General features: G+C 44.3%; 12 protein-coding genes. 8 read left to right on the top strand and 4 right to left on the bottom strand.

The genetic code is table 11. From position 1 onward, the window contains the following. Positions 1-164: 164 nt before the first annotated feature. Positions 165-836, bottom strand: a complete 672-nt coding sequence (locus Q4Q50_RS07180; protein WP_311898911.1) for a YceH family protein — start codon at positions 834-836, stop codon at positions 165-167. Between the two features lie 133 nt (positions 837-969). Next, positions 970-1,812 (bottom strand): CvfB family protein, encoded by an 843-nt coding sequence (locus Q4Q50_RS07175; protein WP_006086322.1) that lies wholly within the window; start codon positions 1,810-1,812, stop codon positions 970-972. Positions 1,813-2,526: 714 nt separating this feature from the next. Between Q4Q50_RS07175 and Q4Q50_RS07170 the strand changes: the two genes are divergently transcribed. The 8 genes from Q4Q50_RS07170 to Q4Q50_RS07135 all read left to right on the top strand — a co-directional run bounded on the left by Q4Q50_RS07170 (position 2,527) and on the right by Q4Q50_RS07135 (position 9,479). Next, on the top strand, positions 2,527-2,679 hold the full coding sequence (locus tag Q4Q50_RS07170; protein WP_011846564.1) for a hypothetical protein: 153 nt from the start codon (positions 2,527-2,529) through the stop codon (positions 2,677-2,679). 487 nt (positions 2,680-3,166) lie between these two features. Beyond that, complete coding sequence (gene speA, locus Q4Q50_RS07165; protein WP_311898910.1) at positions 3,167-5,080, top strand: biosynthetic arginine decarboxylase; 1,914 nt, start codon at positions 3,167-3,169, stop codon at positions 5,078-5,080. Between the two features lie 163 nt (positions 5,081-5,243). Continuing rightward, a complete protein-coding gene (locus Q4Q50_RS07160; RefSeq protein ID WP_311898909.1) occupies positions 5,244-6,185 on the top strand; it encodes an adenosylmethionine decarboxylase in 942 nt (313 codons plus the stop codon). A gap of 28 nt (positions 6,186-6,213) precedes the next feature. Then, the gene (gene pdxH / locus Q4Q50_RS07155; protein WP_220592711.1) at positions 6,214-6,852 is read left to right on the top strand and encodes a pyridoxamine 5'-phosphate oxidase; all 639 of its coding nucleotides are present in this window, start codon (positions 6,214-6,216) and stop codon (positions 6,850-6,852) included. A gap of 73 nt (positions 6,853-6,925) precedes the next feature. Then, positions 6,926-7,378 carry a YaiI/YqxD family protein gene (locus Q4Q50_RS07150; protein WP_220776286.1) on the top strand — a complete coding sequence of 151 codons (453 nt, stop codon included), beginning with the start codon at positions 6,926-6,928 and terminating at the stop codon, positions 7,376-7,378. A 155-nt stretch (positions 7,379-7,533) separates the two neighbouring features. Beyond that, a complete protein-coding gene (locus tag Q4Q50_RS07145) occupies positions 7,534-8,109 on the top strand; it encodes a YceI family protein (protein ID WP_311891168.1) in 576 nt (191 codons plus the stop codon). A 176-nt stretch (positions 8,110-8,285) separates the two neighbouring features. Continuing rightward, a complete protein-coding gene (locus Q4Q50_RS07140) occupies positions 8,286-8,642 on the top strand; it encodes a DUF3802 family protein (RefSeq protein WP_259573508.1) in 357 nt (118 codons plus the stop codon). Between the two features lie 474 nt (positions 8,643-9,116). Then, positions 9,117-9,479, top strand: a complete 363-nt coding sequence (locus Q4Q50_RS07135; RefSeq protein ID WP_311898908.1) for a SpoIIAA family protein — start codon at positions 9,117-9,119, stop codon at positions 9,477-9,479. Between the two features lie 10 nt (positions 9,480-9,489). Here Q4Q50_RS07135 and Q4Q50_RS07130 read toward each other — a convergent pair whose 3' ends face one another. Together Q4Q50_RS07130 and dsbB are read right to left on the bottom strand one after the other, a co-directional pair. After that, complete coding sequence (locus Q4Q50_RS07130) at positions 9,490-12,120, bottom strand: PAS domain-containing protein (RefSeq protein ID WP_311898907.1); 2,631 nt, start codon at positions 12,118-12,120, stop codon at positions 9,490-9,492. 181 nt (positions 12,121-12,301) lie between these two features. Continuing rightward, the gene (dsbB, locus tag Q4Q50_RS07125) at positions 12,302-12,829 is read right to left on the bottom strand and encodes a disulfide bond formation protein DsbB (protein ID WP_012587866.1); all 528 of its coding nucleotides are present in this window, start codon (positions 12,827-12,829) and stop codon (positions 12,302-12,304) included. Positions 12,830-12,918: the final 89 nt, after the last annotated feature.

The following is a 12,918-nucleotide window of genomic DNA, read 5'->3' as shown; positions in this document are numbered from 1 at the left end:
AGTCCATAAGTGCCATTTTGCCCAAATGGCACTGTATTCAATCGGTTTTCGACTTCCTATTGATGCTCTCAAACATATGATCAAAACATCTTGCTATAACATACAGACTAGGTTCCAGCATTAAAAGCGAGTTAAACAACGCTTTGATTCTCTTTAAAAGGTGATTAGCTCAACGAGGCAATTAACTCATCAAGTTTTTGCGTCAGTTCAGCCACTTGTCGCTCAAGCTCGGTCACTCTTTTGGTCAATTCAAGCGGCTCAGCATCCAAAGACACAGCGACATGGGCGACGGTATGGCTCGCACTTTCGGGCTGCGCAGTTTCGAGTTGCGATGAGGCTGCAGAGAATAATTCCACATAACGGGATTCGCGGCGGCCGGCTTCTCTGGGCAATTGTTTTAAGAAAGGTTTTTCGCGGCTCATCAATTGGCGGATGCAATCTTCCACTTCGATCACGTCTTTAAACTCGTGTAGGCGATTACTGCGGGTGCGCAGTTCTCCCGGCGTTTGTGGGCCACGTAATAGCAACAAACAGACGATGGCGAGTGCGGCGGAGGACAGTTGAAGTTCACTGAATTCGGTATTGCAGAATCTGTGCTTGTATTTCATGACGCGGCTGCCAAATCCCGACTGTTCGCTGATCAAACGTTTACGATTAAGGGAATCGACGGCGATTTGCACTTGGGTTTCGCTGAGTTCGAGTACCGGCTCGCGGCTGGTTTTTTGATTGCAGGCTAAGGTCAAAGAGTTTAGCGAGAGTGGATATTGCTCAGGGGTGGTGATTTCTTTCTCAAGCAGGCATCCGATGACTCTGGCTTCGTGTAACGTGAGTTCCATATAAGCTCCAAAGAAAAAAGCATGGCTTTGTTTATAACAGAGCCATGCTTAATATCCTAGGAGTTGTCAGTCAAACTCTGCCTTAGTGGCGGTAAACTGTACAACTTTAACGCTAAGTCCTGAATAGAGTTGATTATTCTGCGGTTTCAGTTAAACGCAGACCATCATTATCTATGCTCAGTTGCCCATTCTTAAATAAACCACCTATGGCTTTTTTGAAGGCCTTTTTGCTCATACCAAGCTGATCGTAAATGATTTCAGCATCGGTTTTATCGGTTAGGGCTAAGAAGCCGCCAGCCTGTTTGAGTTTGATCAGGATAATGTGGGCGTGCTTATCTAACTCTTGTTTACTGCCTTGTTGCAGCACAAGATCGATTTTGCCATCGCGGCGCACTTGTTTGATGAAACCTTTGAGTCTTTGGCCGAAACGCAGTTTTTGGAACACTTCGTTTTCGTAAATCACGCCCCAATGGGCATGATTAATAATGGCTTTATAGCCTAAATCTGTGGTGCCGCCGATATATAAATCGACCTGCTCACCCACTGTGTACTCTGGCTCTGTCTTATCGAGGAACTTATCGATTTTTGAAGAGGCCATGATGCGTTCATCGGCGCGGTTAGCGTGTACATAAACCAGATAAGAGCGACCTTCTTCGATAGGCTTATGTTGCTCACCGAAGGGCAGTAATAAGTCTTTATCTAAGCCCCAGTCTAAAAAGGCGCCATAAGGACCGGTTGCAACGGCTTTTAAATAGGCAAATTCGCCTACCTGTGCCAATGGACGGCGCGTGGTGGCAATCACGATATCTTCAGAATCTAGATACAGAAACACGTCAAGCAGATCACCGACTTGGCAGTCTTTTGGGGTGACTTTGTTTGGCAGCAGTACTTGCCCTAATTCGTGGGCGTTTAAATACACGCCAAAGCTGACTTGTTTTACAACCTCAAGTTTGCAGGTTTTACCTATCTGTACCATGGATCTCTCTGTGCATAATGGAATGTGATTCGGCTGCGATTATACACTTCGGTGCTGAAACTGCAGCATTATTGTCTTTGGGTTTTATCTTAGGGCGATTCAGCCGTTAATCATCACCGCTGTTTAGTTGGATGTTGGTAAGGGCTATGACAAGAAATGTGGTTGGAAAAGTAATGAGGATTGTTACTAGGAATGACCTCATATTGGTATCTGGGATTGTCTTAAGTTTTAAGGTGGAATTGCATCTCGGTTTATGGCTTAGGTTTATGGCTTATTGGTGCTGAATTTTGCACTGTGATATTGAGCGCTAGGCTTTAGCCAATGGCTGCACGTAGGCGGGGCTAAAGTGACACACAAAATGAAGGGTTATTTGCGGCAATAAATGTCAAAAAAGTTACAAAGGCTATTAAAAAATATTGAACAGACGAGTACGGCGTTCATGCGCTAACTGGCTAATATTATTCAGCTTAACGCTAATACTCAGTAGGTGGTTGTTAAGCGGGTGTTTTTTATATTTTAATGCGAAATATTAAATGAGATTCTTGCTTGCATTCTGTGACATTGCGCGGTTTAATTGCGCCGTTCAACGACTTCGCTCGTTAGAGACATTACAAATATTACGTGAGTAGTAAAGGTTTTATGGTTCAGCAGTCATTAACCGTGTAATTGACAACATATCGAATTACATGGGGTTAAGAGGGTTTTTATTAGCTAATGCACAAGCATCCATTTTTTGCACTTTGCCTAAAAGTGTCACAATGCCAACGCTCGATTGTCGTGCCATACGATGATACTGGCCTTAAGCATCTCACGTTGATCCGCATCAATTCTGGCCGCGAAGAAGCCAATAGTCCCCTGTTAAAATAATCTTGCCTAGAGATAAGCTGGTTTGGCGTTTTCGCTAGTTCGGTGTTGTCGGTTTTCGTTTTCTACTTGTGTTATCGGTTTCTGAAGGTCTTAACTTCTTTCGAACGTCTTTAAGCTGCTTATTAGCTTGATGTTTTAAGGATACGACTCAGGACTTCATTCGGCTTTTTGACGGTATTTGCGGCCTTTAGCCTTAAGATAAATGCAAGCGAGGCAAGTAAAGATAGCTTTACTGGGAGAAGGGAATAAGCTTCTTCATCAATATGATAGGATATAGTGCGTTAAGATGAATTGTCTCTTGCGCTATTAATGAAAATCGCGGCAATGTCACTTACACTAGCGTGACGTTGCGGCATTAAGTAGAAGGTAAAATCTACCTTCGTGTATGTCAGGTAAGGTGTCCCTTTGCCTGGGTTTGTCGAACGGGCGGTTGTGCTATTAAGTCATAACCGTTTAACCCATTTTTTAATAGACGGGCTAAATAATAATGAATGATTGGTCTATTGATGATGCTCGTGCTGGGTACAATGTTACTCACTGGAGCCAAGGTTTTTATGGGATCAGCGATCACGGTGAGGTGACAGTGTCACCGGACCCAAAAAATCCTGATTACAAGATTGGCTTAAATGAGCTAGCCAAAGACATGGTTAAAGCGGGCGTCGCTTTGCCTGTACTAGTTCGTTTTCCGCAGATCCTGCACCACAGAGTGAACAGTTTGTGCCAAGCATTCGACCAAGCGATACAGAAGTACGAGTATCAGGCGGACTATTTGCTGGTTTACCCGATTAAAGTAAACCAACAGCAAACTGTGGTGGAAGAGATCCTGGCGAGTCAGGCATCAAAAGAAGTACCACAACTGGGTTTAGAAGCGGGCAGTAAGCCTGAGCTGATGGCTGTGTTAGCCATGGCGCAAAAAGCCAGTTCAGTCATTGTATGTAATGGTTATAAAGATAATGAATATATCCGTTTAGCACTGATTGGTGAAAAGTTAGGCCACAAGGTTTACATCGTTTTAGAAAAATTGTCTGAACTGAAAATGGTGTTAGCTGAATCTAAACGTTTGGGCGTTAAACCGCGTTTAGGTTTGCGTGCGCGTTTAGCATTCCAAGGCAAAGGCAAATGGCAAGCAAGCGGCGGCGAGAAGTCTAAGTTTGGTCTATCAGCTGCGCAAATTTTGCTGGTTGTTGAACAGCTAAAGCAAAACGATATGCTGGATTCGTTGCAATTGCTGCATTTCCACTTAGGTTCGCAAATTGCGAACATCCGTGATATTCGCCAAGGTGTGAGTGAAGCGGGTCGTTTCTACTGTGAACTACGTGAATTAGGCGCAAGCGTTAACTGCTTCGACGTCGGTGGTGGTTTAGCGGTAGATTACGATGGCACACGTAGCCAAAGTAATAACTCGATGAACTATGGTCTTACCGAATACGCCAACAATATCGTTAACGTATTGACCGACATCTGTAATGAATACGAGCAACCTATGCCACGTATTATTTCAGAATCGGGTCGCTATTTAACGGCGCACCATGCTGTGCTTATTACCGATGTTATTGGTACTGAAGCCTATCAGCCTGAAGATATTCAAGCCCCAGCTGAAGAGTCACCACAGTTATTGCATAACATGTGGCATTCATGGTCAGAGATCAGCGGCCGCGCCGATCAACGCGCCTTGATTGAGATTTACCACGATAGCCAAAGTGACTTACAAGAAGCGCATTCGCTGTTCGCTTTAGGTCAATTGAGCTTAGCGGAGCGTGCGTGGGCTGAACAAGCTAACCTGCGTGTGTGCCATGAAGTGCAAGGGCTATTGAGTGCGAAGAACCGTTATCACAGACCGATCATCGACGAACTCAATGAAAAGTTAGCCGATAAGTTCTTTGTTAACTTCTCATTATTCCAGTCATTACCCGATGCTTGGGGTATTGACCAAGTGTTCCCAGTATTGCCGTTATCGGGTTTAGATAAAGCCCCTGAGCGCCGTGCTGTGATGCTCGATATCACCTGTGACTCTGACGGTATTGTTGATCAATACGTTGATGGTCAAGGGATTGAAACCACATTGCCAGTGCCAGCTTGGAGTGCGGATAGCCCGTACCTGATTGGTTTCTTCCTTGTGGGTGCCTACCAAGAAATCTTGGGTGATATGCACAATTTGTTTGGTGATACTAACTCTGCGGTTGTTCGCATCGAAGATAACGGTGTGACGAACATTGAATCGGTATTGGCGGGTGATACTGTCGCTGACGTATTGCGTTACGTTAACTTAGATGCGGTGGCCTTTATGCGCACTTACGAAGAGTTAGTGAATCTGCATATTGCCGAAGATGAACGCGCACAAATTTTAGAAGAACTGCAAGTTGGCCTGAAAGGCTACACTTACTTGGAAGATTTTTCTTAAGATATTTTTCTTAAGATTTAGTGTGTTAAAATAAATCAGCCTAAGGTCACTTAGGCTGATTTTTGCTTTCTGGACGATATTTATTTATCGTCCGTGGGTGCTATTACGGCGTAAAGGATGTCAACAGCAAGGGCGCATAGCGTTTAATGGAGTTAAGGATTTGATGTTTTTTGAAGGCTCAGAAAAGAAACTTGAGATCATCGTGGCGGCGTCTACGCCGAATTTACGCGAACTCGATGTGAGTTTTTGGTCAGCCTTAGTCAATTGTGCCCATGCCGAGATTTTGTCGCAGATAAGTAATGCTGATTGCGATGCCTACCTGTTGAGCGAATCTAGCTTGTTTGTCTGGCACGACAGATTTGTCATGCTCACCTGCGGCAATAGCACTTTAGTGGACGCCGCCTGTTATTTTATCGACGCGCTTGGCGTGCCTGCCATGGCGTTGGTGAGTTATCAGCGTAAAAACGAATACCAAGCCCACCTGCAAACCACGAGTTTTGCTGATGATGTTGGCAAGCTGCGTCAGCGTATCGCGGGTAAGGCAATGAGAGTGGGGCATTTAGACAGTCATCATCATTATTTTTTCTGCTCTGATAGTGATTATCGTGCACCAAAGGATGATCAAAGCTGTGAGCTGTTGATGTACCACATTCGTGGTGAGCTAGCCGATTATCTAAATGGTGGCTCGCAAAGCAAAGCTGAAATTTGTGCCGCACTCGAACTTAACGATTTATTCCCAGACTTTGAGCTTGACGCCCATTTATTTGATCCATCAGGTTTTTCTATGAACGGTCTCTGGGGCAAGTATTATGTGACCTTGCATATTACGCCCCAAAGCGAGAATGCCTGCGCTAGCTCCTATGTGAGCTTTGAAACGAATCTGGATTTAACCCAGTATCCGCAACAACTCTTAGGGCGATTCTTAGCACTATTTTCTCCCATCAGTTGGGACACTATCGGCTTTAATATCAACGACTCAACGCAGGGATTTCCTGCCCATTTATGCTTAGGGCGTGGCTCATTAACGACTGAGCAAGGTTATGATATTCGCTTTAGCCACTATCAGCAGCTTGATGCTGAAGTGCTGATCCCTGAATTCATGTAAATTTTTGGCATTTACTTAAGGAAACCCCATGACAGATCTCAGTGATATCCGCCGCGAGTATGCTAAAGGCGGCTTACGTCGTGCCGACTTACCGCAAAACCCAATGGACTTGTTTGAACTGTGGATGACGCAGGCGAGGGATGCTGAGCTTAGCGATCCAACGGCTATGTGTGTGGCGACTGTGGACGAACACGGCCAACCTTTTCAACGGATAGTGTTACTTAAACGTTTTGATGACACAGGTTTCGTATTTTTTACTAACCTTGGTAGTCGCAAAGCCCAGCAAATTGCCGCCAATAATAAAGTCAGTTTGCATTTCCCTTGGCATCCTTTAGAGCGGCAAGTGTCGGTGCTCGGTGAAGCGCAGTCGTTGTCTACCGCCGAAGTGCTTAAATACTTTATGACCCGTCCTAAGGACAGCCAAATTGCCGCTTGGGTGTCGCAGCAGTCGAGTAAACTTAGCGCGAGACAAGTACTTGAAGGTAAATTCTTCGAAATGAAGGCTAAGTTCGCCAAGGGCGATGTGCCTTTACCCAGTTTTTGGGGCGGTTACTTAGTCAGACCTTCGAGTATCGAATTTTGGCAGGGTGGAGAACACAGGCTGCATGATCGTTTTATTTATACTCGCCTTGATGCTGAGTGGGAAATCGATCGTTTAGCGCCATAGTAGGGTGCCCCCTTCGGTATTGCATTGCCTAAAACTGAGTCTGTGAACCTAACAGCAACAGAGTGAAAAGACATTGAGTGATTATAAAATTTGGGTTGACGCGGACGCATGCCCCAATCCTATCAAAGAAATCCTGTTCCGTGCGGCGGAGCGTAAAGCTTTGCCGCTGGTGCTGGTGGCTAATCAAATGATCCGCGTACCGCCATCGCCCTATATCAGCCAAATCCGCGTTGGAGCGGGTTTTGATGTGGCGGATCAATACATTGTCGACCATGTTGAGCCAACGCATTTAGTGATCACCGCGGACATTCCCTTAGCGGCTTTAGTCATCGAAAAGGGCGCCTTGGCACTCAATCCCCGCGGCGAGCTTTATACCGTCGATAACATAAAACAAAAGCTGACGATGCGTGATTTTATGGAAGACTTGCGGGGCTCAGGCGTGCATACCGGCGGACCGGATTCGTTTTCCCAAGCGGATAAACAGGCTTTTGCCAATAGCTTAGATAAATGGTTAGTTAGAGTATGAAGCATAGTTTACTGGTCGCTAATGGATAAAAAGAGTATCTTTAGCTTAAGTTAGGTGATGTGGATCACGGTTAACTGGGCAGGATTTTCGCCTGCTGCAGATGTCGATTTGCTTTACTGCATGGCTTTTAAACTCACTTTTTGAGGACTGATACGATGAAAAAATGGATGGGAATTGTTGCCTTATCGGCTATGGCCAGTTTTAGCTGCGCCGCGCAATGGCAAGTGATGGATCAAGATTCGCGAGTCAGTTTTATTTCGGTAAAGAAAGGTGACATTGGTGAAGTCCATCACTTTAAACAACTCAAAGGTACGTTAAAAGAGGATGGTCAATTCGAATTAACCATTCCGTTAATTGGCGTCGCCACAGGTATTGATGTCCGCGATGAGCGGATGCAGAACTTATTGTTCGAAGTGTCTTTATATCCTGAGCTTAAACTGTCGTCTCAAGTTGACACTAAAATGCTAAAAGATCTCGGCATTGGTGAGACTAAAGTCGTTGATATCGATGGTAAAATTGCATTGCATGGTAAATCGCAAACTAAAACTTTTTCGGTAATTATCACTAAAGTTTCTGATAAAAAGCTGTTAGTGAACAGTTTTCAGCCGATAATTGTGAATGCCAATGAGTTTGATCTTGTCGCAGGCATTGATAAATTACGTGAAATTGCGGGTTTATCGAGCATTAGCCAAGCTGTTCCTGTGTCATTTGTACTAACCTTAACTCAGTAACTTCAATAAGATTGGTGTAGATCAATACGTCAGTTATCGAAGATAGGCTAGAGTTAAATAAGTGGCGTATGCTGGATCTCGATGAGAAGCCGAATTTTCGGCTTCTTTGATATTTCCGATTGTGGTATTAATAGCACCACACTAGATATTAAGTTAATGAGTTTAAAGGGTAAAAAATGGTCACAGATAAAGATGGTTACATGCATTTGGTCCAGTATTTAACTGAACATCTTGGCTTATTTGAAACACCAAGTTCTGAGGTGATTTCAGACGATACTGTGATGGAATTATTTGAAGAGCAATTGTCGGCGCAGATCATTATGGTGTGTGGTCAAAATCCGTCATTGTCTTTCGCGCAGCGCAACATGATTATCCGCGAAGTGGATGCGATTGTGTATGATTTAGAAGAGATTTTAGCTTCAGTTGCCAATCATAAAGCTACACCTGCTCAGACGTTATTTATTACCGAATTTTCCGGTTTAATTAAGAATTTGTTCGATCAAGAAATCGCTAAACAGCAAGTCAGCGTCTAGTCAGAAGGGCGCTCTAGCTTTGAGTGGCAAGCGTGCTGGCATTGACATTAAGGTGTAATTTCAGCTCGTTGTAACAGTTAGTGTTAACGGCCTATTTTAACCGTCATGTTTTTGCTGCTTGATTGCCACGCTTAAGTGCCATGTGTTTCCTCACCTTGAATCTAGTCTTAAGTCGCTGCGCGAGTTAGCGTTTAGCTTAAAACCTTTAGTGTGAGGCTATATCTGCTATTCGTTACCCTTCGAGTTATTTTACTGGTTCATTACTTTTCAGCCTTGTATTGCCACTTTGTTCAGCGACCTTATGCTGCTGGCTTAGACTTATCCTAAGTGATTTGGATAGCTGAGTGGTGAAGACTAAATCGGCTTAACGTAAAATAAACCACTCTCTTTTCCTGCATTTATGCCATTGTCTGTGTATCTTTAGTGTGTGAGCTTTAACTATTTTCCCCTTCGTGTATTGATAAGGAGTGTTCAATGCTAACGATCTCTTCAGGCCATGCCCATGACATATTGGCAGTTGTCGCATCTGGCCGTGTTAATCATGGGGATGTGGAAGGCTATCTAGTTCCCGCCATTGAAGCTAAGCTGCAAGATCACGCCAGTATTCGCCTCTGGTACGAGTTTTCCCCTGAATTTGAAGGCATATCCGTCGCTGCCCTGTGGGACGATGCAGTACTCGGCTTATTTCACTTAAGTGATTTCTCAAGAGTGGTCATGATTGCTAACCAAGCTCAAACAAGCGCTATGGTCAATGCGCTTGCCTGCATGTTGCCGTGTCCTGTAAAGGTTTTTGCTGCCGATGAGCAAACCCAAGCTAAGGCATGGCTTGATCAGTAAGCCGACTTCTTTATTGCGACGCTAAGCTTGTACTAAGCGGCCAATGACACTGTATGTGTGTGCCTTGGTTTAACTGGCTGCTGATGGTAAGGCTGCCATTGAGATCGTTTTTGAGCCACAGATTGATGCAGGTTAAGGTTCCGAGGCAGAGTTCTTGCTCCAGTTCCTGTCGCAATTGTGTGAGCTGCGCCTGTGTCATACCAATGCCATTATCGAGAATACTGATTTGTAGCACGTCGTTCGATTTGCCTACCGCGATGGTGATTTCACGCTGTTCGTTGTGAGTCTTGAAAGCATGATTCAAAGTGTTAGTAATTAAGCGATAGAAGAGTTGCAGATATTGCCAAGCTGGGCCATCGATGATGATGTTTTCCTCACAATTGAGCACAATCTCTACGTTTGCTTTTGCTAGTTGCACTTTTAGTAAACCTAGTAAATGACGCATAAATTGCGCCAGATGCAATGGACGAATATCGTTTTGATGATTGGTCAGCAGCTGAGCAATATGTCGCAGTTTTTCTGCTTGAGTTACCATGACTTCGGTGATCTGAGTGCTGTAATTTGTCCCGTTCGTTTGTTGCAGTTGACAAACTTTGGCGAGTAGCTGGTCTTGCTCATGCATGACCTGAGTCATCATTTCAGCTAAGAAGTTTTGCATTAACTGTTGGCTTTGTTCACGGCTTAGATTGAGTTGATGATGCTTTTCGAGCATTTTAGTTAATGCTTCTTGCTCTTGGTAAAGCTCATTATTATGTTGATTGATAAGGCTAACTTGCTCTTGTAGATGATTGAGCTCCTCAACTTGTCCTAAGAGTAATTTCTCCTGTTCCTGCTCTTTAATTTTTTTCAAGGTGATATCAAAGGCGATAGCGCCGACCGCAATCACAGTATCGTCATCATCTTTGATCTTAAATTTGGTCACGATATACATAAGATTCCCCAGTGGTGAGGGAATGGCTTCTTCAAAATTGATGGCTTCGTTATTGTGCAGTACGCGTTGATCGTTTTGTTGATACTCGTGGGCAAATTGGCTAGGAAATACCTCGAAATCCGAGGCGCCAATTATGCGTTTGCGTTCTATACCTAAGATTTCGCAATACTTGTCATTCACTAAAATATATTTGCCGTGCAGATCTTTGACATAGATAAGATTTTGGGAAAATTTCAGTAAAGCCCTTAGTTGTTCCTTATGGCGTTTTAATTCAAGTTGGAACAGGTTTTGGCTCTGCAATTGTTGTTCTAGGGCAAGATTACTGGCATCTAAACTCGCCATGGCCACTTCAAGTTGTTGCGTACGCGACAGGAATGTCTTGGCTAATAAGCCAATTTCATCTTGGCTGTTTTTAGCTTTAAATTCAATTGAGGCGGAATCGTTACGTTTTAAGGCTTGGACGATTTCAATAATTGGGGTAATAAACAACCTATGTTGGAGCAAGAATAATAGGATTAAGCCTAAAAGCTGGATACACACTAAATAAATACCGACCTTTTCAACTAAGTGTTTGGCGGTATCTTGCAGTGGTGAAATTGGGGTGACAACTAACACTTTCCAATAGGTATTTGGCATCAAAAATACCGAAACCAGGGACGCCGTTTTCAAAATGGGATCATGGGCTAAGGTCACTGAGGTCAGTAATTTTGGTGTGGTGAAATGGTTTAAGGCATTGTTATTGACGATGGCGGCTAACATGTCGCGCTCATCTTGATGACTTAGTCGGGTCAAATGTTGCATCTGTTCTTGGGTAAAGACGCGCTCGGCCACGGCTTCTGCGATAAAGGCTTTATCCGCATTGTGTAATGCCGCTTCGATGGGGCTGAAGTCTGGCTGCTGGTCAACGAGATGATTAAAAGTGACAAAGGTGTGGCTGGTATTGGCTTGATGCTGAAGATTATTATTGCCATGGGGATAGGCGAGCACTTGATTTTGATGATCTAAGGCAATGACATAACCCCTAACATCCACCATCACATTGCGTAATAGGGCATTGAGTTTTTCTAAACTGATATCTACGGTTGCTGCACCAATAAACTGATGGTCCATCCACATAGCACCTGACGCCGTGATCATGGACTCATGGGTGGTGGGGTCGAAATAAGATTTTGACCAGAAAATTTTGCCCGCGGGGAAATAGCGTGTCGGGCGATACCATTCTTCGGTGTGATAACTCGGAAACGTGTCCTTGTTATAGCTATCAATGGCAACTAATTCATCGTTGACATTGTGGGCCCAGAATAGGCTATCGCGAAATTTTTGTTGATTAAACGCGCCGGGTTCGGGCCATACGCCGCCACCAGAGATAATGCGTTGTTGGTTAGCGAGCGTCAGCAGGCTGGGGATGGTTTTCACCAGTTGTTCATGATCATAGCGGTAAAGTTTTGCAATACTGGAAATTGAACCGACAACGGTTTCGACCTGTGAAGTCATTTCCTGCAGTTTGGCGATGATTAACTGGCCATAGTTTTGGTTTAATACGGCTTGTTGATCAAGCACTTGTTGACGCTGAATGCTCAGAATGACCCAAGCTGTACTGCAAATCAAAATAGCGGCAATGACGAGTTGGATAAGGCTAAATTTGAACGGCAAACTGTTTTGCCATTGGGTTAAGGCAGTGTGTGGCTCAGATGTCGAACTTTTTCCCATAATCACCAGTTTCCAAATCACCACTTTTCATTGAGCCAGTGTAGCGCGTTCTCGCTGTTTTGCTATGAGCAGATGTTTAAGTTGCGGCGATTGAATAGGATAAGCGGCGGGAATCAGTCGTAAACTGTGAATAAAATCGTTAATTAAAGGCAGGGTTGATCCCTGCCTCATCTCAAACGGGTTATTTATAAAGAGAAGGTTTATTTGAACCACTCAGGATAGGCACAATAAAGAGTAACCAAGCCACTAGGAAGCCACTGAAAGCCACTACCATCCATTCGGCCATGGTTACACCCATAAAGACCCAAGGCACATCAGTACACATGCCAGTAGGCATCATAATGGAGGGGAACCATTCGTGTAATGGCATCCAAGCTGGGAATTCAGGTAAGAATGAACATGTTGAGAACGGCGATGGGTTGGTTTGCATGTCTACCAGCGATAGCGCCAGCTTTAATCCCCAAGTCGCACTGACTGCCCAAACAATGGCCGCGAGAATCCTTACGATGCGATATTTTGGCGCCGTCATGCCGATAAGACCAGCCGCCAATAAACCAAAGACTGCGAGTCTTTGATAAATACACATAACGCAGGGGTCGAGTTTCATTATATGTTGAAAATACAGTGCGCTTAACTCTAAGCCTAGGGCTGTGCCTGCGAGAATAAACCAAGATGAACGGGAATGGGCAAAGCGAGTAATAACAGTCAAAGTGAGCTCCATATCAACAAAAAACGCCCTCAGACATGGGGCGTTTTTTGGACTCTACTTATTTAATAAAGTTCAGTCAATAGAGAAGA

Source organism: Shewanella scandinavica (assembly GCF_031932065.1).
Lineage (GTDB): Bacteria > Pseudomonadota > Gammaproteobacteria > Enterobacterales > Shewanellaceae > Shewanella > Shewanella baltica.
The sequence above is the reverse complement of the archived record's forward strand: the minus strand, read 5'-3'. Positions and strand labels throughout refer to the sequence as shown.

Coding starts and splice junctions, on each gene's coding strand:
- Q4Q50_RS07180 (WP_311898911.1), bottom strand. CDS start 836: ATGGAACTCACGTTACACGAAGCCAGAGTCATCGGATGCCTGCTTGAG.
- Q4Q50_RS07175 (WP_006086322.1), bottom strand. CDS start 1,812: ATGGTACAGATAGGTAAAACCTGCAAACTTGAGGTTGTAAAACAAGTC.
- Q4Q50_RS07170 (WP_011846564.1), top strand. CDS start 2,527: ATGCACAAGCATCCATTTTTTGCACTTTGCCTAAAAGTGTCACAATGC.
- speA (WP_311898910.1), top strand. CDS start 3,167: ATGAATGATTGGTCTATTGATGATGCTCGTGCTGGGTACAATGTTACT.
- Q4Q50_RS07160 (WP_311898909.1), top strand. CDS start 5,244: ATGTTTTTTGAAGGCTCAGAAAAGAAACTTGAGATCATCGTGGCGGCG.
- pdxH (WP_220592711.1), top strand. CDS start 6,214: ATGACAGATCTCAGTGATATCCGCCGCGAGTATGCTAAAGGCGGCTTA.
- Q4Q50_RS07145 (WP_311891168.1), top strand. CDS start 7,534: ATGAAAAAATGGATGGGAATTGTTGCCTTATCGGCTATGGCCAGTTTT.
- Q4Q50_RS07140 (WP_259573508.1), top strand. CDS start 8,286: ATGGTCACAGATAAAGATGGTTACATGCATTTGGTCCAGTATTTAACT.
- Q4Q50_RS07135 (WP_311898908.1), top strand. CDS start 9,117: ATGCTAACGATCTCTTCAGGCCATGCCCATGACATATTGGCAGTTGTC.
- Q4Q50_RS07130 (WP_311898907.1), bottom strand. CDS start 12,120: ATGGGAAAAAGTTCGACATCTGAGCCACACACTGCCTTAACCCAATGG.